Origin of the sequence: Luteococcus sp. H101 (genome assembly GCF_038433155.1) — a bacterium.
Taxonomy (GTDB): Bacteria; Actinomycetota; Actinomycetes; order Propionibacteriales; family Propionibacteriaceae; genus Luteococcus.
Genome location: NZ_JBCDMW010000030.1, coordinates 81,621 through 103,589 on the forward strand (window position 1 = coordinate 81,621; position 21,969 = coordinate 103,589).

General features: G+C 68.8%; 19 protein-coding genes. 13 read left to right on the forward strand and 6 right to left on the reverse strand.

The genetic code is table 11. From position 1 onward, the window contains the following. Positions 1–51: 51 nt before the first annotated feature. On the reverse strand, positions 52–426 hold the full coding sequence (locus tag AAEX60_RS12970) for a hypothetical protein (protein WP_342103979.1): 375 nt from the start codon (positions 424–426) through the stop codon (positions 52–54). Between the two features lie 91 nt (positions 427–517). Here AAEX60_RS12970 and AAEX60_RS12975 point away from each other — a divergent pair, with 91 nt between their 5' ends. Next, entirely contained in the window at positions 518–2,263 is a 1,746-nt protein-coding gene (locus AAEX60_RS12975; RefSeq protein ID WP_342103980.1) for a hypothetical protein, read from the forward strand. Then, complete coding sequence (locus AAEX60_RS12980) at positions 2,260–3,474, forward strand: MFS transporter (RefSeq protein WP_342103981.1); 1,215 nt, start codon at positions 2,260–2,262, stop codon at positions 3,472–3,474. Before AAEX60_RS12975 ends, AAEX60_RS12980 begins: the two co-directional genes overlap by 4 nt. Here AAEX60_RS12980 and AAEX60_RS12985 read toward each other — a convergent pair. The 4 genes from AAEX60_RS12985 to AAEX60_RS13000 are packed head-to-tail and all read right to left on the reverse strand — an operon-like array spanning position 3,459 to position 8,086. Further along, positions 3,459–4,085 carry a TorD/DmsD family molecular chaperone gene (locus AAEX60_RS12985; RefSeq protein WP_342103982.1) on the reverse strand — a complete coding sequence of 209 codons (627 nt, stop codon included), beginning with the start codon at positions 4,083–4,085 and terminating at the stop codon, positions 3,459–3,461. The two genes, AAEX60_RS12980 and AAEX60_RS12985, sit on opposite strands and share 16 nt — an antisense overlap. Next, on the reverse strand, positions 4,082–4,996 hold the full coding sequence (locus AAEX60_RS12990; protein WP_342103983.1) for a dimethyl sulfoxide reductase anchor subunit family protein: 915 nt from the start codon (positions 4,994–4,996) through the stop codon (positions 4,082–4,084). Before AAEX60_RS12990 ends, AAEX60_RS12985 begins: the two co-directional genes overlap by 4 nt. Position 4,997: 1 nt before the next feature. Further along, entirely contained in the window at positions 4,998–5,609 is a 612-nt protein-coding gene (locus AAEX60_RS12995) for a DMSO/selenate family reductase complex B subunit (protein ID WP_342103984.1), read from the reverse strand. 11 nt (positions 5,610–5,620) lie between these two features. After that, positions 5,621–8,086, reverse strand: coding sequence for a DMSO/selenate family reductase complex A subunit (locus tag AAEX60_RS13000; RefSeq protein WP_342103985.1), 2,466 nt, complete (start codon positions 8,084–8,086; stop codon positions 5,621–5,623). A 129-nt stretch (positions 8,087–8,215) separates the two neighbouring features. Between AAEX60_RS13000 and AAEX60_RS13005 the strand changes: the two genes are divergently transcribed. The 6 genes from AAEX60_RS13005 to AAEX60_RS13030 all read left to right on the forward strand — a co-directional run bounded on the left by AAEX60_RS13005 (position 8,216) and on the right by AAEX60_RS13030 (position 15,077). Next, positions 8,216–9,115, forward strand: coding sequence for a 4Fe-4S dicluster domain-containing protein (locus AAEX60_RS13005; protein WP_342103986.1), 900 nt, complete (start codon positions 8,216–8,218; stop codon positions 9,113–9,115). 29 nt (positions 9,116–9,144) lie between these two features. After that, positions 9,145–9,669 carry a DUF6457 domain-containing protein gene (locus tag AAEX60_RS13010; RefSeq protein WP_342103987.1) on the forward strand — a complete coding sequence of 175 codons (525 nt, stop codon included), beginning with the start codon at positions 9,145–9,147 and terminating at the stop codon, positions 9,667–9,669. 4 nt (positions 9,670–9,673) lie between these two features. After that, a complete protein-coding gene (locus tag AAEX60_RS13015) occupies positions 9,674–10,360 on the forward strand; it encodes a response regulator transcription factor (RefSeq protein ID WP_342103988.1) in 687 nt (228 codons plus the stop codon). A gap of 65 nt (positions 10,361–10,425) precedes the next feature. Then, entirely contained in the window at positions 10,426–11,889 is a 1,464-nt protein-coding gene (locus AAEX60_RS13020) for a sensor histidine kinase (RefSeq protein ID WP_342103989.1), read from the forward strand. 281 nt (positions 11,890–12,170) lie between these two features. Beyond that, positions 12,171–13,517 carry an APC family permease gene (locus AAEX60_RS13025; protein ID WP_342103990.1) on the forward strand — a complete coding sequence of 449 codons (1,347 nt, stop codon included), beginning with the start codon at positions 12,171–12,173 and terminating at the stop codon, positions 13,515–13,517. Between the two features lie 378 nt (positions 13,518–13,895). Beyond that, positions 13,896–15,077, forward strand: a complete 1,182-nt coding sequence (locus AAEX60_RS13030) for an AI-2E family transporter (protein ID WP_342103991.1) — start codon at positions 13,896–13,898, stop codon at positions 15,075–15,077. Positions 15,078–15,263: 186 nt separating this feature from the next. Here AAEX60_RS13030 and AAEX60_RS13035 read toward each other — a convergent pair whose 3' ends face one another. Next, complete coding sequence (locus tag AAEX60_RS13035) at positions 15,264–16,073, reverse strand: DNA-3-methyladenine glycosylase family protein (protein WP_342103992.1); 810 nt, start codon at positions 16,071–16,073, stop codon at positions 15,264–15,266. A gap of 200 nt (positions 16,074–16,273) precedes the next feature. On the opposite strand from AAEX60_RS13035, the gene AAEX60_RS13040 reads away from it, so the two are divergent. The 5 genes from AAEX60_RS13040 to AAEX60_RS13060 all read left to right on the forward strand — a co-directional run bounded on the left by AAEX60_RS13040 (position 16,274) and on the right by AAEX60_RS13060 (position 21,797). Beyond that, a complete protein-coding gene (locus AAEX60_RS13040; protein ID WP_342103993.1) occupies positions 16,274–17,692 on the forward strand; it encodes a YibE/F family protein in 1,419 nt (472 codons plus the stop codon). A 129-nt stretch (positions 17,693–17,821) separates the two neighbouring features. After that, complete coding sequence (locus tag AAEX60_RS13045) at positions 17,822–18,748, forward strand: sensor histidine kinase (RefSeq protein WP_342103994.1); 927 nt, start codon at positions 17,822–17,824, stop codon at positions 18,746–18,748. After that, positions 18,745–19,470 (forward strand): response regulator transcription factor, encoded by a 726-nt coding sequence (locus AAEX60_RS13050; RefSeq protein ID WP_342103995.1) that lies wholly within the window; start codon positions 18,745–18,747, stop codon positions 19,468–19,470. Before AAEX60_RS13045 ends, AAEX60_RS13050 begins: the two co-directional genes overlap by 4 nt. Before the next feature lie 242 nt (positions 19,471–19,712). Beyond that, on the forward strand, positions 19,713–20,207 hold the full coding sequence (nrfH, locus tag AAEX60_RS13055) for a cytochrome c nitrite reductase small subunit (RefSeq protein ID WP_342103996.1): 495 nt from the start codon (positions 19,713–19,715) through the stop codon (positions 20,205–20,207). Between the two features lie 6 nt (positions 20,208–20,213). Beyond that, on the forward strand, positions 20,214–21,797 hold the full coding sequence (locus AAEX60_RS13060) for an ammonia-forming cytochrome c nitrite reductase subunit c552 (protein ID WP_342103997.1): 1,584 nt from the start codon (positions 20,214–20,216) through the stop codon (positions 21,795–21,797). The last annotated feature ends 172 nt before the right edge of the window (positions 21,798–21,969 follow it).

Sequence of the window (21,969 nt, forward strand, 5' to 3'; positions counted from 1 at the left end):
TTCATCGCAGCGGGCGATGAACCACCGCAGCGCAGAGCGAACGCGTTCGAATCAGGCGGAGGGCGCCGTGCCGCGGGCCTGTTCCACGGCGGCGACCACCTCGTCACGACTCCAGCTGACCAGGCGGATCTCCTCGCCGGCGGCGGTACTGATCACGAGCAGCGCCGCAAGCAATTTCTGCTGCGTCCGCACGCCCACGATGTCGGCCAACGGCAGGTGAAGTTCGGTGTGTGAGGCGTTGAGTGCGTGCGGGATGAAGGTCAGCTCGGTGGGCGTCACGTACAGGTGACCGCCCAGGCTGATGGTGCCATAGATGCCGGTGAGCAGCTGCAACGGCTGCCAGGCCATCACGGTCTCCAGCAGATTGCTGGGCTTGGCCACCAGGTTCACACGGGAGCTGTGGACGGCATTGGTCGGCTTTGGCATGGCAGTCCTCTCGTTGGGCGAGAAATCACAGTAGGTCTGAGCCGGGTCAGCTCAGGTTCCCCCGGGCTTGGGCGCTGACTAGTCTGGCTGCATGACCATGTACCTCGTTGGAGGCGGCCCCGCCGAGAGCCTCGACAGCGTCCACGACCAGTTCGTCGAGTCCGCGAAGAAGCGGGGCACGCGGATTGCCATTGCCCTGCTGGGAACGCAGGAGGAGGTGGGCGAGGCGCTGGCCGGCTATGCCGACCCGATCAGCCAGCGCTGGCCGGAGGCGGAGATCGTGCCGGTCTGGCTGGATGACGAGCCCGACCCGAAGGAGAACACCACCGCCTGGCCCCAGGCTCCCGAGGAGCTGGCCGCGCTGGTGGTGGCGGGCGGCTGGACGCCCGGCTACCTGGAGGCGCTGCGGCCGCACCGGGACCTGATTGCCAAGCTGGTCCGCCGCGGCGTCCCCTACCTGGGCTTCTCCGCCGGTGCCATGGTGGTGGGAAAGCGAGCCATCGTCGGCGGGTGGAAGTTCCGCGGCCGCCAGATTGTGCCCGAGGTCTGGGGCGAGGGTCTGGAGGAGTTCGAGATGCGCGACGGGCTGGGGCTGATCGGCCCCGCCGTCGACGTGCACGGCGACGTCGCCGGTCTGGGCGCCGGCCTGGCCGCGCTGGAGAAGGGCGAGGTCACCACCGTGGTGACCATCGACGAGGGCACCTGCCTGGTGATCGATCCGGTCAGCGGGCGCACCACCGTCGAGGGGCACCAGCGGATCCACTGGCTGACCAAGGAGGGCACGGCGATCGTCGTGCGGCACGAGTCCAGCGCAGCGGAGCAGCAGCGGCATGCCGAGTACCTCACCACCGAACGGGAGGCCGCGGAGCACGAGGCCGCCGCCCGACGCGAGGCGGAACGTCAGGCCGCCGAGGAGAAGGCGGAGAAGGAGCGCCGGATCGCCGAGGCCCGGGAGGCGAGGCAGGCCGAGCTGGCCGAGCAGCGTCGGGAGGAGGCTCGCCGGATCGAGGCCGAGGAACAGGCCCGGGCGGAGCGGGAAGCCCACAAGCAGGCCGAGGCGGAGCGGATCGCGGCGCAGGCCGCTGCCGCCGAGGCGACCACGACGGCCGAGCCTGTCGAGGCCCAGCAAGACCCCACCCCGGCTCCCTCGACAAGCTCGGGGACCGTGGCTGAAGAGGGCTCGGGGACCGTCGCTGAAGAGGACTCGGGGACCGTGGCTGAAGACGGCTCGGAGACCCGGCCTGAAGAGGGCGCGGAGCCCGTGACCGAGGCCAATTCGGAGACGGTGACCGAGACTTCGCAAACCACGGACACCGACCCAACCACGACGGCCGAGCCTGTCGAGGCCCAGCAGGAGACCGTGGCGCAAGCCCGACTGGACGAGGAATACGCCGCCACCCCGAGCGCAGAGCCGGCACCCCAGGAGGTGGCCAACACCCAGGCCGACCTGCCACCGGAAGCCGAATCCGGGCTGGTCGGGGACCCCTCGACAAGCTCGGGGACCGTGGTTCAGGAGGGCTCGGGGACCGCGGTCCAAGAGCCGGCCCGGGCCCAGGAGCCGCTGCTGGAGCCCTTCGACGGGTTGCCGTCGGGGCCGGTGGACAGCGCCCCGGAACCGGCCTTTGCGGACGGGATCGGAGACGAGGTCCCCGTCGAGCACGCTCCCGAAGAGGCGTCGCCAGAGAACGGGATCCAGATCCAGGAGGCGGGCAGTGTCACGCAGCTGCCGGCCGGTGACTGCGCCGATCCGGCCCAGGATCCCAGGCCAGCGGACGAGCCGCCCGCCGCGCCGAGCGATGAGAGCCCGGCCCAGCCGGACGCCCCACGCCAGGAGTGACAGCCCGCGGCCACCGGCCGGGTGAGAGCAGCTACCGGCGGACCACCGTCGCGCTCTTCCTGGCCGGGCTGGTGACCTTCGCCACGCTGTACTGCACCCAGCCGCTGCTGCCGACGCTGGGGGAGGTCTTCCGGATCACCCCGGCGCAGGCCGCGCTCAGCGTCTCGGCCAGCACCATCACCCTGGGCATCGCGCTGCTCTTCCTGGGCCCGATCTCCGACGCCATCGGCCGAACCAATGTGATGATGACCAGCCTTTTTGCCTGCAGCATGGTCACCGTGGCGACGGCACTCAGCCCCACCTGGGAGCTGTTGCTGGCCCTGCGGCTGCTGCTGGGGGCCTGTGTCGCGGGGCTTCCGGCGGTGGCCGTCGCCTACCTGCGGGAGGAGATCGACGCCGGCGCGGCTGGCCGGGCCACCGGGCTGTACATCGGCGGCACGGCCCTGGGTGGCATGTCCGGTCGGCTGGTCAGCGGGGCGCTGGCGGATCTGTTCGGCTGGCGCTGGGCAATCGGCGGGGTGGGGTTGCTGGCCCTGGCCTGCGCGGTGGTGGTGCGGGCGCTGCTGCTGCCCAGCAGGCACTTCACTCCACAGCCGTTGCACCCGTCGCAGCTGACCGCCAAGACCCTGGCCCTGTTGCGCAATCCGGTGCAACTGGCGCTGATGACCCTGTCCGGCTGCGCGATGGGAGCCTTTGTCGCCTGTTTCAATGCGATGGGCTTCCGGTTGGAGGCTGCGCCCTACCGGTTGTCCGTCGGCCTGGCCGGGACGGTCTTCCTGGTCTATGCCTTCGGCTCGTGGAGCTCGGCCCGGGCCGGGCGGGCGGCCGAGACCCACGGGGCATCGACGGTGGCCATCGGCGGGTTGGCGATCCACCTGCTGGGGATTGCGGTCAGCGCCGCCCAGCCGCTGTGGCTGGTGGTGCTGGGGCTCTCCCTGATCACCATCGGATTCTTCGCGGCGCATGGCGTGGCCAGCGGCTGGGTGGCCGCCAACGCGGTGCAACACCGGCTGGGCACCGGCCAGGCCGCGTCGCTCTACCTGTTTGCCTACTACCTGGGCAGTTCGCTGGCCGGAACCGTGGCGGGCTGGGCCTGGAGCCGCTGGCACTGGCCCGGCGTCACCGCCCTGACCGCCTGTCTGGTGGGCGTCGCGCTGGTGGCGGTTATCGTGACACAGTGCCGGCCGGCTGGCCGTCACGACTCCTGTTGACCAGCCCCCACCTGCACCAAGGTGTCGACGCCCAGCAGCGCCACACCACGGTAGAAGTCTGTCTGGGCCGCCTGCCCCAGCCTGTCGAAGAAGTTCGGACCCCAACGGAACAGATGCTCGGCCAGGAACCGCTCGAAGCCGGCCACCAGCGTGTCCTGCTCGGGCGGTTCGGAATCCACCGCTCGTTCGGCCAGGGTCGCGACGAACTCCAACTCGAGGGCAATGTGGTCATCGGGAGCGCGATTCTTGTGCGGGGCGGCCAGCCCGAACTCGGCATAGGCAGCGCGCACCTCCAAGGTCTCCTGCTCGAACAGGAGCCCCTCGACCGAACGATGCACCGACTCATAGGGGTGCACGGCAACCCTGCCAGGACCTCCCATCAGCCGCGCATGGTCGGCGGTGATGTCGCCCAGGTCCTCGCCCACCTCGGCGCTGGCCGCCAGATGGTCAAGACCAGCGAGGCAGACGCCCGTGTGCGCCATCGGCCACTGCTGCTGCCATTCCCGCTGGCGCACCATGGCCAGCAGCTCTGGGCTGGGAGGGCCGGACATCACGGCGGACAGCACGCGAAGCACGGCTCCGGCGGCGGCCAGCTCCTGCCAGGGCCTCACACGCCCACCCGCACCATCGAGCCGTAGAAGAGCAGCCGCCCGATGAACTCACCCAACAGGGCCAGGGCAAAGGCCACCACCCCCAGGGCCGGCAGCATTCCGTGCTGGCGCAGTCCACCCACCAGCTTGTACAGCAGCCATGCCAGACAGGCCAGGGTCGCCACCATCAACACCATCTCCGCCATCCGGTAGCCAGCGAATTCGCCGCCCAAGAGCTCCAGGGAACGACGGGCGGCGGCATCGGGATGGGCGCCCAACCAGGTGTAGTAGGTGTTGCGCTGCAGGAACTTGAGTCCCAGCACGAGCAGGGCACCGAAGGAGATGGCTCGCACCGTGTTCAGCGTCAGCAGATCGGCAGTGGGGTCCTCGACGCCTCGACCACGGGCCAGCCGGAAGGAGACCAGCAGGGCCGCGGCGACCGCCAATCCGCCCAGCAGCAGCGTGGTGATGTAGAAGGTGATCGGGGTGTGCACCGTCGCCCAAGCGGGAACAGTGCGCAGCGAGTAGACCTTGGAGATGGCAAAGACCAGGAAGATGCCCACGACGGCGGTCAGCCCTGCCAGCAACTGGCGCAGCCGGTGGTTCAGCAGCTTGAACCATTGGCAGAAAGCAAAGGCAGCACCCAGCGCCGCGAAGGCCATGCCGGCGACGATCTCCCGGGAGAGCCAACTGGAACCCAGATGGAGCAGCGCGTTGGGGGCGCGGAATGGTTTGCCCAGGTGCATCGTCGAGGCGGCCAGACCCAGCACCAACAGGGGGCCGATCGCGTACAACGCGGGATCCGTGACCCGGTCCATCGTCTTCTGCGGAACTTTCAGGCCGGCCAGGTGAATGACCCCCAGCACGATGAAGGAGCCCACCGACATCTGGGCACAGATGGTGAAGATCACCAGGGGTAGCTCATGCCACATGTCAGATCTCCTCGGGATTGGCGATGGACCCGGTGCCTCGGCCCTGCGCCTGGGCGGAACGGTGCGGGGTGATGAGCAGGTTGGGACGGGTGATCTCGGGATCCGGCAGCGGCTCCACGGCGCGGAGGTCGGTTCCGTGCTTCTTCTTCAACTCGTCGATCTCACCCCAGTCGAGTGCGCGCGATGGGCAGGCGGCCACACAGGCTGGCTTCTGGCCTGCATCGCGGTAGTCTTTGCAGCCATCGCACTTGGTCATGATTCCCTTGTCGGGGTTGAACTGCGGTGCACTGTAGGGGCAGGCCATCGCGCAGTACTTGCAGCCGATGCACTTGTTGGGATCGACGAAGACGGTACCATCGTCGCGGATGGTCATGGCCGTGGTGGGGCAGACCTCCGCGCAGATCGGGTCCTCGCAGTGGTTGCAGGAGATCGACGTGTAGTAGCTGAAGACCTGGGGTTCGTAGGTGTCCCCCTGCTGCACCCACCCGCCACCGGTGTATTCGATGACTCGGCGCCACTGGACGCCCACCGGCAGGTCATGCTTGTCCTTGCAGGCGATGGCGCAGGCCTTGCACCCATTGCAGGCCGACTGGTCGAAGTAGAAACCCTCCATGACGTCCCCTCTCAGGCCTTCTTGATCTGCACCAGGGTGGTGTGCTGGCAGTTGCCCTTGGAGACGGGCGTCCAGTGCAGCGAGGTGAGCACATTCACCGCGCCGCCATGATCCACGCCATCGGCGTCGAAGTCAGTCCAGGCTCCCTGCGGCAGGGAGGCGACGCCGGGCATGATCCGGGCGGTGACCTTGGCGGGGATCTGCACCCGGCCGCGGTCATTGAAGATCTCCACCATGTCCCCGTTCTTGATGCCGCGCTTCTCGGCGTCGGGGATGCTGATCCAGACCGCCTGCGGGTGGGCCTCCTGGAGATTGCTGAGATTGCCGTAGGTGGAGTGGACTCGCTGCTTGTAGTGGTGGCCGATCAGCTGCACGGGGTACTTGTCATTGGACAGCGCCTCCATGGCGCCCTCCCAGGTGTCGACGTGCACCGGGATGGCGGTGATCACGTCGCCCTTCTTGCGGTCGGGGAACTCCCAGGTCTTGGCCATGTTCCACAGCTGCTCGGAGAAGATCTCGATCTTGCCCGTCGGGGTCTCCAGCGGGTTCTTGACCGGATCGTCCCGGAAGGCCTTGAGCGCGACGGTGGTCCCCTCCGGGTTGCGGTAGCGGTGCACACCCTTCTTGAGCATCTCGTCGAACTTCGGCATCCCGGGGACGGCCTTCACGTTCACCTCGTCCTGCAGGTACTGTGCCCAGCCCTTGAGGTCCCGCCCTTCGGTGACCTTCTGCTCGACGCCGAGCCGCTTGGCGATCTCGGTGACCATCTCGTAGGCGGGCTTGGACTCGTGCAGCGGCTCGATCGCCTTCTCGCAGGCGATCAGGTAGGCCGTGTCACCGCAGTACTCGCTGGGCACCAGGTCCCAGCGCTCAGCGGTGGTGGTGTCCGGCAGGACCAGATCGGACAGATCCGCGGAGGTGGACATCTGGTTGTCCACGGTGACGATGAACTCGCACTTGGATTCGTCGGTCAGGATCTCGCGCAGCTTGTTGAGGTCGGCATGCTGGCTGCCCAGCATGTTGCCGCCGTACTCCAGCAGGAACTTGATTCCGGTACTGAGCTTCTTGACCCCCCGCACACCATCCTTGAGCTCGGTCATCTCCTCGCCCCGGACGATCGCCTCGCTCCAGGCAAAATTGCTGATGGCGGCCTTGCAAGGATTGTCACCATTGGGCAGCCAGGCGGTCAGTGGCCAGTAGTTGCCCTCCCGGCCACCAGTACCTCCGCCGGGGATGCCCACCTGGCCCAGCACATTGGCCAGGGTGTAGATGGCCCGGGCCTGGTTCTCACCGTTGGCGTGGCGCTGCGGCCCCCAGCCCTGGGTGATGTTCACCGGCTTGGTACGACCCAGCTCCAGCGCAAACTCGATGATGGTCTTCTCCGGCACGCCAGTGATCTTCGAAGCCCACGCCGGGGTCTTCTCGATCCCATCCTCTCCCTTGCCCATGATGTAGCTCAGGTAGGAATTGTTGGCCGGAATGCCCTTGGGCATGTGCTGCTCGTCGAAGCCGACGCAGTACTTGTCCAGGAAGGCCTGGTCATGCAGACCGTTCTTCACCAGGTGGTGGACGATGCCGCTGACCAAGGCGGCGTCGGTGCCGGGACGCGGGGAGATCCACTGGTCCGCCAGGACCGAGACCGAGTCCGAATGCCGGGGGTCGATCACGACGATCTTCAACCCGGCCTTGCGCGCGGCCTCCAGTGACACATAGGTGAGGCCGCCCCCCGACATCCGGGTCTCCTGCGGGTTGTTGCCCCACAGCACCAGCATCCGCCCGTGTTTGATGGAGTCCTCGAAGGAGTTCGACATCTGCTCGTCGGTGTTGCCGTAGTGGAAGCGGGTGATCCCACCGATCTGGCTGTAGGAGTAGTTGTTGTAGTAGTTCAGGTGGCCACCCATCGCATTGAACAGGCGCTGCCAGCCAGCACCATAGGCCAGGTGGGCATTCCACACTCCAGAGCCGTAGACCTTGAAGACGGCCTCCGGGCCGAACTTGTCATAGGTGTACTTCAACTTCTCCGCGAACAGGTCGAAGGCCTCGTCCCAGCTGATCTCCTCCCACTGGCCGTCGCCTCGCTTGGTGCCTTCCTTGCGCTTGAGCGGCTTCTTGATCCGGTCCGGGTTGTAGATCCGCTGGCGCATGTTGCGGCCGCGCACGCAGGCTCGGATCTGTCGATTCTCCAGGCTGTCGTCACCGGTGTTGTCGGGCAGCACCCGCACAACCACCCCATCCTTGACCTGCAGGCGCAAGGGGCACCGGGAGCCGCAGTTGACGATGCAGGCGGACCAGATGGTCCGGTCGGCGTCGGCCAGGCCGTCAGCCTGGCGCACGTGCACCGGCTCGCTGGCGGCCCGCTCCGGGAGGGTGGACACAAGGGCACCCGTGGCCGCCGCGGCACCCGTCCACTGCATGAGGTGGCGCCGCGACACCCGCGCGCCGTGGCCCGCGCCCTGGACCTGCGTGGAAGTACCCACCACTACCCCCTGTAGGAGAAACTGTCTTGGAGTCTCCAACGCTATCTGACAACCACTTTCACGCCCACTGCCGGGGCCGTGAAGAACATCACATAGGCTCGGCGGTGACCACCCGGGAGGAGGACATTCGTGACGATCGGGAGCGGTGGACCACCCGGTGCGCGGACGCGCCAGGAGACCATCCTGGCCCACCTGGCCCGCGACCCCAGCGGGCTGGTGGTGGTCTGCGACCACGCCGAGCGCAGGCACCGGGCCAGGACCCTGCGCCTGGACGCTTGCCTGGCCGAGGTGCCGGTCTGGTGGCTGTTGGACCTTGCCCTGGCTGGTGGCACGGCCTGGCTCGACGTCGACCAGTGCACCCGAGCCGCCGCGCGCGAGGACCTGCACCGGATTGCCACCTTGGTGGGCCCCTCCCGGCTGCAACTGGGCACGACACCCGGCCCTGGCGGCCGCGGAGCCCTGCTGGAGGAACGTCGCCCTCCGGTGGATCGCCGTACCGCGCTTGGGCTGCGCCCGCCCCCAGCCCCCTCAGAAAGCACCCACTCACCGGACGGCGACTCGCACACCCGGCTGCTGGAGTCCCTGGCCGCCGCGGGGGTGGTGGACCAGGATCTGGCCGACTCCCCGGCCCTTGCCCTGGCCGCCACGGGCTGCACCGCCTGCGGTGTCTGTGTCCGCGCCTGCCCGCACGAGGCCCTGTCCCTCACCCACGAGGGCGGCACGTCGGTGCTGGTGCACCGGGCCACGGCCTGCCGCGGAGAACGACAGTGCGTCACGCACTGTCCCGTCGACGCCCTGCAAACCACCGGCACCATCGGCTGGGCGGAGCTGGTGGCTGGCGAGCCCCATGAATTGGCCAGGGTTCCCACTCGCCGCTGCGAGCGTTGCCGCTCCCGTTTCCCCGATGATGACCGCGCGTTGTGTCACCTCTGCCGCGCCCGCACCGGTGACCCCTTCGGGGTGCATCTGCCGGACCACGTCCTGGCCCGTCTGGGCCGCGGGGCCGACGGACGTCGCCTCCAACCCTGACCACCCTCACCCAGAAGCCGGAGGAAGGCATGCACCATCAGGACACACCACCGCTGGACCCATGGGTCGATGCTGCCTGTGAGGCGCTGGGCCAGAACCCCCACCTGACGGACACCACCGAACTTCTCGAGCTCGCCGGGCAGGTGGCGACGGCCGGTCTGCGCCCCATGGCGCCGGTCAGCGCCTATCTGTGGGGCTGGGCGCTGGCCGAGGGACGGGACCGGGAGCTGGCACGGCGTGTGATCCTGGACGCCCTCCCTGCCGAGCCGCTGCCCGAGGAGTCCCGGGAGGACCCGCGCTGCTGGCAGGCCTTCGTCGCCCAGTCGTGCGGAGGGCTGGGGCTCGACCCGGCAGAGGTTCCGGTCGACGAGCTGCCCCACCTCGCCCGGGCAGTCGCCCACGCCAGTGTGCGCCCCATGGCGCCGGTGGCCGCCTTCCTGCTGGGGCTGGGCGGCCCCGCGGGGCTTTCGAGCCGGTTCGACATCGTGCTCGCGGCCGTCCAGTCCGCCTCCGAGGAGCCAACGGGCAATCGGCAGCCGCAAGTGGCAAGCTAGGCCCATGCACATCCTCGTGGTTGACGACGACCAGGCCGTCCGCGACTCCCTGGCCCGCTCCATGCAGTACAGCGGTTATGAAGTGAGCACCGCCGCCGACGGCCTGGAGGCGCTGGCCAAGCTGTCCGCTATCAAGGCCGAGGCCGTGATCATGGACGTGATGATGCCCCGGCTGGACGGTCTGGAGACCACCCGGATGCTGCGGTCCACCGGCAATGACGTGCCGATCCTGATCCTCACCGCGCGGGATGCCGTCGGTGACCGGGTGGATGGGCTGGATGCCGGCGCCGACGACTACATGGTCAAGCCGTTCGCGCTGGACGAGTTGCTCGCCCGGGTGCGGGCGCTGACCCGTCGTTCCCGGCCGGAGAATGACAAGGGCAGCGAGACCCTGGTCTTCGACGACCTGATCCTGGACACCCAGACCCGGGAGGTCTCCCGCGGTGGGCGCAAGATCAGCCTGACCCGCACCGAGTTCGCGCTGCTGCAGGTCTTCATGGAGCATCCGCGACGGGTGCTGGAGCGCGGCTGGCTGTTGAACGAGGTCTGGGGCTTCGACTTCCCGACCACGGCCAACTCGCTGGAGGTCTACATCGGCTACCTGCGGCGCAAGACCGAGTCGCAGGGTGAGTCCCGCCTGATCCACACCGTGCGCGGCATCGGCTACGTGCTGCGCGAAACCCCGCCGTGATCGGTCGGGGTGACCGCCCCAACCCACCCCTCCCCTGACTGGCCCTTCTTGACAGGCACCCGAACGTGAATCCCCTTGACCGTGTGGTCCGGCTGCTCCCCTGGGGAGACCGCGCGCCCCATCGCGCCTCGCTCAGCCGTCGGCTGGTCCGGTTGACGGTGATGTCAGTGAGTCTGGCGGTGATGCTGGTGGCCATCGCCGCCTACTGGATGACCCGGCTCAGCCTCTACACCCAGCTGGACAACGAGCTGGTGGACGTCGCCGCCTATTCCGCCGCCCAGATCGAGCAGGATGTGGAGAGCATGGGCGGGCTCAATGCCGGCGCCCTGCGGGCGGCCAATGTGACGCTGATGCTGCTGGCCAGCGACGGCAAGGTGCAGCAGGTCAATGGCGCCACCGTCGCGTTGGAACCGGGCGACGACGAGCTGGCCGTGGCCAGGTTGCAGCAGGGCACCACAGCCCGGACGGTGACCGGCTCCACCGGGGTGCGCTACCGGATGATCGCGGTGCCGCAGACCATCGGGGACCACCGTTATGCCGTCGTGATGGCCCGGCCGCTGCCGCCCACCGAGACCACCCTGCACTGGCTGTGGTTGACCATGATCACCACCGGCGGGATCGGCGTGCTGCTCTCCATCCTGCTCGGGTGGCTCTCGGCCCGGCAGGCGATGAGACCGCTGCGCAACCTGTCGGGCGCCGTGGCACACGTCACCGAGACCGACGAGCTGACCCCGATCGAGATCCACTCCGACGACGAGCTGGGCGAGCTGACCCGCTCCTTCAACACCATGCTCAACTCGCTGGGCTCCTCGCGGGAACGGCAGAAGCGGCTGATCGCCGACGCCGGACATGAACTGCGAACCCCGTTGACGTCGATGCGCACCAACATCGAGCTGCTAGTGGCCGACGAGAAGAGCGGCATGCTGCCCGAGGGAGCCCGCGCCGAGATCCTGCATGACATCGCGGCCCAGTTGGGCGAGTTCACCTCCCTGGTGGGTGACCTGGTGCAGCTCTCCCGGGAGGACAAGGTGACCGCCAATCCGGAACCGCTGGACTTCCGGGATGTGGTGGAATCCGCGATCGTGCGGGCGAAGCGACGCGGGCCCGGACTGAACTTCGACGTGGAACTCAACCCGCTCTTCCTGGTGGGTGAACCGGACACGCTGGAACGGGCCGTCACCAACCTGCTGGACAATGCGGTCAAGTTCTCCCCGCCCGGCGGCACCATTCACGTGCACCTGGAAGGGGACCAGCTGCGGATCGCGGACCAAGGGCCGGGGATCGCCGACGAGGACCTGCCACACGTCTTCGACCGCTTCTACCGCTCGGACCGGGCGCGCAACACCCCCGGCACCGGCCTCGGCCTGTCGATCGTCGCGCACACCATCAACGCGCACGGCGGCCAGGTCACCGCCCGTCGGTCCGCGGAGGGTGGGGCGGAATTCGTGGTCCGGTTGCCCGGGCAGACCGTGGCCGACCAGTTGGAGGCTGCGGAGTCCACCGGGAACCAGGCCCCGACCACCGACTGACGGATCGGCCAACCCCTCGGCAAGGAGGGAAGCCGTTGTCAGCGACGAGGCTGCGCATTCCACGAGCGCAGTGGATCGGGGAGCATGGTGCGGCTCGCCAATCAAGGGCGGGCAGCCACGAGGACACCCGGCCGGAGACATCATCCCCCGAAATCAAGCCGCACACCCTCGACAAGCTCGGGGACCATGGCGGGGCTCGGGAAACAGGGCGGGACTCGCGGACCGGATTGGTCCACCTTGGGGTGAGGCGACGGGGCGTCGGACGTGGTTGGCTGCGGCGCATGTCTTCTTCCCCACACACCATGCCAGAGTCCCCCGGCCCCGCCCAGCCGGGCGGCACCCCGCTGCGCCGCGCCGTCGGCACCTGGGGGCTCTTCCTGTTCATCCTGGGCGACGTGCTGGGCGCCGGGGTCTATGTCCTGGTCGGGCAGGTAGCAGCGCTGGCCGGCGGGGCGGTGTGGGTGCCGCTGGTGGTGGCCTTGTTGCTGGCCCTGCTCACGGCCGGCAGCTATGCCGAGCTGGCGACGAAGTATCCGCGCGCGGGTGGCTCGTCGTACTACGCCCACCGCGCCTACGGTCCGTTCGCGGGCTTCTTGGTGGGCTTCTGCATGCTGGCCGCCGGGATCGTCTCGGTCGGCGCCCTGGCGCTCGGTTTCGCCGGGGACTACCTGGGTGAGTTCGTGCGACTGCCGGTCCCGCTGGTGGTGGTGGTCTTCCTGGCCCTGCTGGCCGCGTTGAATGCCCGCGGGATCAAGGAGTCGATGGGGGCCAATGCCGTGGCCACCATCATCGAGGTGTCCGGACTGCTGACGGTGCTCGTGCTGGGCATCGTGGTGATTGCCCGCGGCGACGCGGACCTGTCCCGGCTGACCCAGCTGGGCGCTCCGGGGCATGGCGCGGTCCAGGCGGTGCTGGCCGCGGCGGTACTGGCCTTCTACTCCTATGTGGGCTTCGAGACGTCGGTGAACGTCGCGGAGGAGGCCCGCGACCCCAACCGCTCCTACCCGCGAGCCCTGTTTGGTGCGCTGGTGGTGGCGGCGGTGATCTATGCCGGCGTCGGCGCGGCCGCCAGCGCCATCCTGCCCACGGATCGGTTGGCCGCCTCCTCCGGGCCGCTGCTGGAGGTGGTGCGGGCGGCCGGCGGGATCCCGCCGGTGTTGTTCAGCCTGGTGGCGCTGGTGGCCGTGGCCAATGGTGCGCTGCTGACCGGGATCATGTCTTCCCGGCTGGCCTATGGAATGGCCCGCGACGGGCTGCTCCCCCGCGCCCTTGCCCGGGTGCTGCCGGGACGGCGTACCCCGTGGGTGGCGATCCTGGTCACCTCGGGCCTGTCGGTGGTGCTCGCCCTGACCGGGGAGATCGACACCCTGGCCGCCACCCTGGTGCTGCTTCTGCTGGTGGTCTTCGCCAGCACCAACCTGGCGGTGCTGGTGCTGCGACGTGACCAGGTGGGCCACGAGCACTTCCGGATCCCGTCGGTGGTGCCAGCTCTGGGGCTGGCCTCCTGTCTACTGCTGGCCACCCAGGTGGAAGCCGCCACCTGGCGCCTCGGGCTCCCGCTGTTGGCGGTCGGGGTGCTGTTGGCCGCCTTGGCTGCCCGTCGCTCACCGGAGCCGGCCAACCAGTGAACGACACCTCCCAGTCACGACTGGATTGACCGGAAATCCATTCATTGGCAGGGGCTACTTCTGTGTTGCACGGGACTTCGACGGGTTCTCCACCGGCACCAGGCGTGAGGGCTGGCCGACTGGAGCTCGACCGCTGGACCGGGAAGGCTCCCGCCGGCTTCGAGCGGGTGGACCGTGGCGCCACCATCGCCCGCTGAGCCTGTCGCTCGGGGCAGACGCTCGGCCGTACCCGCCATGCCCGGGCGGGTACGGCAGGCCAGCCGACCGTCGTCCTCCGGGGTCCGACGCCAGCCCACGTCGCCAGACCAGCCCACCCCTAGGGGTGTAAAAGACCTTGTGGGCTTGGCAATGAGTGTGCTTCGGGGGCACCTTTGAGAGGTGCACCAACCCGAGCTGTCCGACACTCCCTTCCATCGCTCCCGCGCGCTTGACCTCGCATTGCGCGTCGGCGTGCCCTTCCTGGTCAGCGTGGCCTTTGCCTGGGTGGCCATCCGGCTGATCAGCCAGGCCCGCTTCGCACTGGTCCCGATGGCGATCGCCCTGCTGCTCACCGCCCTGCTCAGCCCCGCGGTGCGCTGGCTGCGCAGGCATCTACGCTTGGGGCCATACCTGGCAGGTGCCCTGGCGCTGCTGACGGCGCTGGGCATCATCGGGGCGGTGCTTGGCTACGCAGTCACGGTGCTGCTCTCGGATCTGGGCGACATCACCTCCCTGGCGCAAAGATCAGTGCACCAGGGCGCCACGTGGCTGCGCGACGGTCCGCTGCACCTGCAGGACGGTCAGCTCACCGAGGCCGTGGACAAGGCGCAGGCCTGGCTGACCGGTCACAGCTCCAACATCGTCACGACGGTGATGAGCTTCGGCGGTTCCCTGAGCGAGCTGACGGCCATGGCCCTGCTGGGCTTCATCAGCGCCTTCTTCTTCCTGAGTGACGGCGCCCGGATCTGGCAGCACCTGCTGTGGCTGGTGCCGCCCCGCTCCCGCACCCGGCAGTACGAGGCCTCCCGTCGCAGCTGGCGCAGCCTGGAGCTGTACGCCCGCACCGCCGTGGTGGTGGCCTTCATCGATGCCTTCTTCATCGGGATGGGTGCCTGGCTGCTGGACGTCCCCTTCCCGCTGCCGCTGGCCATGCTGGTCTTCGTCTCCGCCTTCGTGCCCTTCGCCGGGGCAATCGTCTCCGGGCTGGTGGCCGTGGTGCTGGCGTTGTTCACCGGCGGCCCGACGGCGGCTGCACTGATGGCCGTCGTGGTGCTGGCGGTGCAGCAGCTGGAGGGCAATGTGCTGCAGCCGCTCCTGATGGGCCGCGCCGTCTCCCTGCATCCCTATGCGGTGATCGTCGGGGTCAGCCTGGCCGGCTACCTGTGGGGTCTGGTGGGGGCGCTGCTGGCGGTGCCCGTGATGGCGGTGGTGACGTCCTGGCTGCGATACCTGAACGACACCGACCCCTTCCCCCAGCTGGACCAGGCCGACGGGGAGGATGAACACCGACCCTACCCCCGTCGGGAACCGGCCGACCCCGCAGCCGCCGGTGGTGCCCGGCCGGCCGCCACGGAGGTCTGACCCGCATCCCGCACCTCCCGGCGTGGTCAGGACCACTGCGCAGCCGCAAAGTCTTGGGGCAGCCGCTCCAACAGCTGCCCCAACACCCAACTGCTGCGCAGTGAGGCTTGCCCCTGGACCAACCCGGGGACCGTGGCCGGCAGGCCACCTCGGGGATTGCAAGCGGACCGCGGCGGCCCGGGGATCTCAGGGCAGGTGGGTGGGCAGGCTGCGTCGGGGGCCGTGCCGCTCGATCCTCGGACCACCCAGGCCCAGCAGCAGCTCCACCCGGTAGCGGTGCCCCGCATACGGGGCCAGCAGCTCGGCGCAACCGTCGTCGTCCAGCTCCTCGCCACACAGGGCGAAGCTGATCGCCCGGCCCACGTGGTAGTCCCCCACGCTCCACGCGTCGGGATCGCCATGGGCCTGCTGTCGGGCGCGGGCCGCCGTCCACGGACCGATCCCGGCCAGGGAACGCAGGGCGCGGTCGGGATCCGGTCCGGTCAGGGTGCGCTCCACCGCCCGGGCCCGACGGGCGGCCCCCACCACCGTCGCCGAGCGCTTCTGCTCCACCCCGGCCTGCAGGTACTCCCAGCTGGGGATGGCGGCCCAGTGTTCGGCAGCCAGCGGCAACAGCATTCCGTGGGCGGGATGCCCCGCGACGGCGGCCGGCCCGGGAGCCGGCCGGGAATGCCGTCGGGTCAGCCGATGGATCGCCCGGAAGGCCTCCGCCCCGGTGACCTTCTGCTCCACGACGGCGGGCAGCAGGCTCTCGCAGACCAGGTCCGTCGCGCCCACCCGCAACTGGGGATGACGCCGCACCAGCTCCCGCAAGACGGGATGTTCCGGCCGGAAATCCGCCCGGTCATGGCAGCCGAGCAGGCGGGGCAGCTGCTCCAGCGCCCACTGGGCGCCATCGCCCCAGGCCCGGGCCAGCACGTCGCGGTCCCGGTCGGCCAGTTGGACCAGCACGGGGCCCGACGGGGTCTGGCTGGCCCGCCACCACACGTCACCCACCCGACGGATGGTGGGGTCCCCCGGGCCGCGACGCAGCCGCCCCAGACACACCCCCAACCGCCCGGCCGCCCCCGAAACGAGCCGGACCGAGCCACCGGCAGCGGGTATGGTGGCCGCGTCTGCAGGCGCCGGGGAGCGCCCCGGGGGACGCAGACGGCTCGGCTCGGTCAAGAAATCCATTGGTCAAAGGTTAGGCCCTCATGTCACATGCACATTCGCACGCCGCTGCCCGCCCGGATGACCCGGAGCTGCGCACGGTGGAACGCCGCGCATTGGGCTGGATGGTCAGCATCCTGGTGCCCATCGCGGTCTTCACCCTGGTGGCCCTGGTCTGGCTGTGGCCGCGCAATGTGCCGGCACACATCAAGAGCGACGCCTCCAGCGTGATGGTGCCCGGGGTGACCATGCCCAAGGGCACCGTGACCACCCTCAATGAGGTCAGCTGTGAGGGCATGACCGGATCGGTGGCCAATGACACCCGGCCATGCGCCAAGATCGCGGTCCATCTGGACGAGGGGCCGGACAAGGGTCAGACCCAGGAGGTGCAGGTCACCGCGGAGGTCTACGAGTCCGGCCTGAAGGTGGGCGACGGGGTCAAGCTCTACCGGATGCCCTCGCCGCAGGACGGCAGCATCGGCTACCAGTTCGCCGATTTCCAGCGCGACCTGCCGCTGGCCTTCTTTGCGCTGGTCTTCGCGGTGCTGGTGGTGGCGGTGGCCCGGTGGCGCGGCTTCGCGTCACTGTTGGGGCTGGTCTTCGCGGGCTTCGTGATGGTCAAGTTCCTCTTCCCGGCGCTGATCGTCGGCCACAACCCGACGCTGGTGGGCCTGACCGCCAGCTCCGCGATCATGTTCGTCGTCCTCTATGCGGCCCATGGCTTCTCCACCAGGACGACGACGGCCCTGGTGGGCACCCTGTTCGGCCTGGCGATCAGCGCCGGGCTGGGGTGGTGGGCCGCCAGGTGGGCCCACCTGACCGGCGTCGCCAGTGAGGACGACTTCTTGCTGGCCACCGCCGCACCCAGCATGCACCTGAGCTCCGTGGTGGTCTGCGGCGTGATCATCGCCGGCTTGGGCGTGCTGAACGACGTCACCATCACCCAGGCCTCGGCGGTCTGGGAACTGGCCGGCACCGGGCGCAGCCGCAAGGAGCTGTTCACCGGCGCCATGCGGATTGGCCGGGACCACATTGCCTCGACGGTCTACACCACCGCCTTCGCCACCGCCGGCGCGATCATGACGGTCCTGCTGCTCCTCAGCATCTACCAGCGCCCGCTGGTGGAGGTGCTGACCGGGGAGATGTTTGCCGGCGAGCTGGTGCGCACCCTGGTGGGCTCCATCGGGCTGGTGCTGGCAGTTCCGGTGACCACCGCGATCGCCGTGGCGGCGGTCTCGGCCGGCCAGGCACCCAAGCCGTCCAAGCAGATCCGCCCGCAGCCCCGGGTGGAGCAGCCCAAGCCCGAGCCGGCCCGCAAGCAGCCCGCCCGGCCGGCCCAGCACGAGCGCGGCAAGGACTACTCCACCCTGACCGGGATGAATGCGGTGCGCAGCAGCCGCGCCCGGCAGGCCAGCCATGAGCCGGACCTGTTCAAGCGGCCGCAGGGCCCCGACGAGGTCTGATCACCCGCAGGAGGGCCCAACGGACCTGTATCCACCGATACACCACCCCCGATAAACACAGCCAAAACTGTGTGAATTACGCTTGCCCCAGGCACCCGATGACATGCCCTGGATCGAGGAGGTGGACAGGTGAGCGCACGCGAGGCGTCCACGCCTGCCAGCCGACAGGATCTGGAGCGCTGGCTGCGACGCCTACGGCTGCTCTCGATCGTTGTGCCGGTGGCCTTCGTCGCCGCCCTGCCGCTGTTGTGGCCCAGCACCATCCACGTGATCGCCGGGCTGGTGGGCGCCCTCGCGGTGGTGGTCTTCAGCCGGGTGGTCTTCGCCCTCCTGGAGCGGGGGTACAGCCAGCTGGTCACACTGCAGGACCGTGCCCTGGCGGCCGAACGGCACAGTGCCGTCCTGGAGGAGCGCGAGCGGATCGCCCGGGAGATGCATGACTCCCTGGCCCAGGTCCTGTCCGTCGCCCACCTGAAGCTGCGCAGTCTGGAGTGCGATCCGGAGCTGGCGGGGCTGCCGCAGGTGCGCGGGGAACTCGGCGAGCTGGCCGACCTGTGCCAGGAGTCCTGCCGCGACGTCCGGGAGGCGATCCTGGGTCTGCGCGAGGCCGGGCGCGCGGACCGCGGCTTCATCGAGGGCATCGAACGCTTCCTCAGCTCCTGGTCACGCTCCAGTGGGATCCCGGCCGAGCTCTCGCTGGAGCTGGCCGACGATGCCCCCACGATCCCCAGCAGCCACGAGCTGCAGCTCTCCCGAGTGGTGCAGGAGGCGCTGACCAATGTGCGCAAGCACTCCGGCGCCAGCCACGCCCGGGTGCTGCTGCGCGCGGACGGCGGACACACCCGGGTCGAGGTCCGCGACGACGGGCGGGGATTCGACCCGTCGCTGCCCGGCCGGCAGGACAGCTATGGCCTGCACACCATGCGCGAGCGGGTGGAAGACCTGGGCGGCCGGTTCAGCGTCGCTTCCGCCCCCGGCGAGGGCACCCGGGTGGTCGTCGACCTGCCGCGCGACGAGGCCCACACCCCCGCACTGAGCGGACGGGGCGCCCGGTGAACCCACCCCTGACCCCAGCCCCCGCCCCGGATGCCTCCCGGACCGTACCGATCCGGATCCTGCTGGTGGACGACCAGCCACTGTTTCGGCGCGCCATTGCCACGCTGATCGACGCCCAACCGGACCTGCAGGTGGTGGGCCAGGCCAGCAATGGCCTGGAGGGCGTCGAGCTGGCCCACGAGCTGCAGCCCGACGTGGTGCTGATGGACGTGGAGATGCCGGTGATGAATGGTGTCGAGGCCGCGGGCCGGATCCTGGAGGACCTGCCCGCCACCAAGGTGGTGCTGCTCACCGTCAGCGAGGACGACGAGTACCTGCTGCCGGCCGTCCGACAAGGCGTGCACGGTTACCTGCTCAAGGACATGCATCCCGACGAGCTATTCGAGACCTTCCGCCAGGTGATGCGCGGCGAATCCCCCTTCGCCCCCGCCCTGGTGGGCCGGCTGCTGGCCGAACTGCGCGGCCAGGGCCCCACCCCACGCTCCGTCGCCACCGCCACCGAGCCGCGGCAGGAGCTGAGCCAGCGGGAGCTGGAGATCCTGCAGCTGGTGGCCGGCGGGCTGAGCAACCGGGAGATCGGCAACCGGCTGTCCATCACCGAGGGCACCGTGAAGAACCACGTCCACAATGCGCTGCGCAAGCTGCACATGGACAACCGCATCCAGGCCGCGGCCTACATCGTGCGCAAGGGCCTGGGCGCCCCCCGCCAGCACACCCGCTGACCCCGCGTCACGCCCCGCGCGCCAGTCCCTCGTCACGGCCCGCGCCATCCACCCCGACACACCCGTGCATTCCGGCCCTGACTTGGCCGGACACTGTGCACTACGACGGGTCGTATGTACCGAAGTTCTATCCACCGAGGGATGTTTTTGCCTCCCGAAAGCCGGGAATATGTCACTACTGGGTGCCATGTCTGCCGTCCCGACCCCGGGAGCCGGCAGCGGGCCTGAGCAGGAGGTGCACGATGGCAGGAGGTGGCATCGTCGAGACGGTCAAGAAGTACGCCGACATGAAGACGATTGTCCTGTCGCTACTCGCCATCGCGATCGGTGCAGTGATCGGTCTGGGGGTCTACACCTTCGTCTTCGCGAAGGGCCTGTCCTACTTCGGCACCGATCCCAAGACGTGCAACAACTGCCACGCGATGAACGAGGAGTACAACGCGTGGAAGGCGGGCAGCCACCACGCGGTGGCCACCTGCAATGACTGCCACCTGCCGCACGACAACGTCGTGCACAAGTACTGGGTGAAGGCGGAGGACGGATTCCTGCACGGGTTGAAGTTCTCCACCGGCTGGTACCCGGAGAACATCAAGATCCGCGACGTCAACATGAAGGTCGCCGAGGCCAACTGCCTGAACTGCCATCAGGACTTGACCAAGGACATCCAGATGACGCGCAACCACGACACCCAGGTGTCGTGCACGAAATGCCACAGTGAAGTCGGTCACAGGAAGTGAACTGCCATGAGTACCGCTGAGCACAGCACAGTGCCCCCGCACGAGCCAAAGCGCCGCACCAAGCTGTTGCTTGGCGCGCTGGTCCTGGGCAGCCTGCTGGTCACCCTGGTGATCGCGGCGTTGCTGGTGGACGTCGCGAAGAAGCAGACGGAAGCCAAGGACACCTACTTCAAGGCCGTCGAGCTCACCGACACCACGGTGGACCCGGCCGAGTGGGGCAAGAACTTCCCCATCCAGTACGAGATGTACAAGAAGACCGCGGAGATGGAGGCCACCGAGTTTGGCGGCTCCAACAAGACGCCGCACACGCCCGACGCCAAGGATCCGCGCACCTTCACCGCCGCGCAGGAGCTGGACAAGGAACCGCGGCTGCGCAAGGTGTGGGCCGGCTATGCCTTCGCGACGGACTACCGCGAGGCCCGCGGCCACGCCTACATGCTGGAGGACCAGCTGTACACCAAGCGGATGACCGACTTCCCGCAGCCCGGCGCCTGCATCAACTGCCACGCCTCCACCTACACGGTCTTCAAGGAGATCGGCGGCGGTGACATCATGAAGGGCTTCGACGAGACGAACCACGCCAAGTACATGGACATCCAGGGCAAGTTCAAGCACCCGATCTCCTGCATCGACTGCCATGACCCCAAGGACATGTCCCTGCGCGTCACCAAGCCGGCCTTCATCACCGGCATCAAGGAGTACAAGGCCAGCCAGGGCATCAAGGACTACGACGTCAACAAGGACGCAACCCCGCAGGAGATGCGTTCCTTCGTGTGCGGCCAGTGCCACGTCGAGTACTACTTCAAGGGTGACAAGAAGACCCTCACCTTCCCGTGGAGCAAGGGCCTGACCATCGAGAACGAGTTCGAGGACAGCACCGACCACGTGGACTGGACGCACAAGACCACCGGCATGCCGGGCCTGAAGGCCCAGCACCCGGACTTCGAGACCTGGAGCAATGGCATCCACGCCAAGGCCGGCGTCTCCTGCGCCGACTGCCACATGCCGTACAAGCGGCAGGGTGCCACCAAGGTCAGCGAACACCAGGTCCGCAGCCCGATGCTCGACGTCAATGCCTCCTGCCAGACCTGCCACAAGGCCAGCGAGAAGGAGATGAAGGAGCGCGTCTCCACCATCCAGAACCGCTTCCACAAGACGATGGACGAGACCTACACCGCCGTCGATGAGCTGATCACCGACATCGAGAAGGCCCAGAAGTCCGGCGTCGACAAGGCCCGGCTGGACGAGGCCCGCCTCTACCAGCGCAAGGCCAGCTTCTACCTGGACTACTCGGAGAGCGAGAACTCCAACGGCTTCCACGCCCCGGCGTACAGCCAGCAGATCCTGGCCGAGGCCACCAATGCCGCCCGCCAGGGCCAGCTGGCCCTGCTCGGCAAGGCCTCCAACCCGAAGCCGCTGCCGCTGAGCGCCGAGGGTGCGAAGAAGTGGGAGGAGGCCAAGAAGAAGGCCGCTGCTGCGGCCGCCTCCGCCAGCGCCTCCCCGGCCGCCAGCACCGCCCCGTCGGCACTGCCCAGCACCCTGCCGGGCACCACCGGGACGCCTGCTCCGAGCGCGAGCTCCAGCCGGTAGTACACAACCGCTGACCGACAGCCCCGAACGGGGGGTGGACGTAAAGTCCACCCCCCGTTCTCGTCGTCCGGGAGGCCCCAGCTACAGTGAGCCGCAATGGAATATTCAACCCGGATTCCGTATCTAACCGAGTGATGCGGCGGGCCGAGTATTCGGCGGCGCGGCCCTGGGG

Coding starts and splice junctions, on each gene's coding strand:
- AAEX60_RS12970 (WP_342103979.1), bottom strand. CDS start 426: ATGCCAAAGCCGACCAATGCCGTCCACAGCTCCCGTGTGAACCTGGTG.
- AAEX60_RS12975 (WP_342103980.1), top strand. CDS start 518: ATGACCATGTACCTCGTTGGAGGCGGCCCCGCCGAGAGCCTCGACAGC.
- AAEX60_RS12990 (WP_342103983.1), bottom strand. CDS start 4,996: ATGTGGCATGAGCTACCCCTGGTGATCTTCACCATCTGTGCCCAGATG.
- AAEX60_RS12995 (WP_342103984.1), bottom strand. CDS start 5,609: ATGGAGGGTTTCTACTTCGACCAGTCGGCCTGCAATGGGTGCAAGGCC.
- AAEX60_RS13010 (WP_342103987.1), top strand. CDS start 9,145: ATGCACCATCAGGACACACCACCGCTGGACCCATGGGTCGATGCTGCC.
- AAEX60_RS13015 (WP_342103988.1), top strand. CDS start 9,674: ATGCACATCCTCGTGGTTGACGACGACCAGGCCGTCCGCGACTCCCTG.
- AAEX60_RS13025 (WP_342103990.1), top strand. CDS start 12,171: ATGTCTTCTTCCCCACACACCATGCCAGAGTCCCCCGGCCCCGCCCAG.
- AAEX60_RS13040 (WP_342103993.1), top strand. CDS start 16,274: ATGTCACATGCACATTCGCACGCCGCTGCCCGCCCGGATGACCCGGAG.
- nrfH (WP_342103996.1), top strand. CDS start 19,713: ATGGCAGGAGGTGGCATCGTCGAGACGGTCAAGAAGTACGCCGACATG.
- AAEX60_RS13060 (WP_342103997.1), top strand. CDS start 20,214: ATGAGTACCGCTGAGCACAGCACAGTGCCCCCGCACGAGCCAAAGCGC.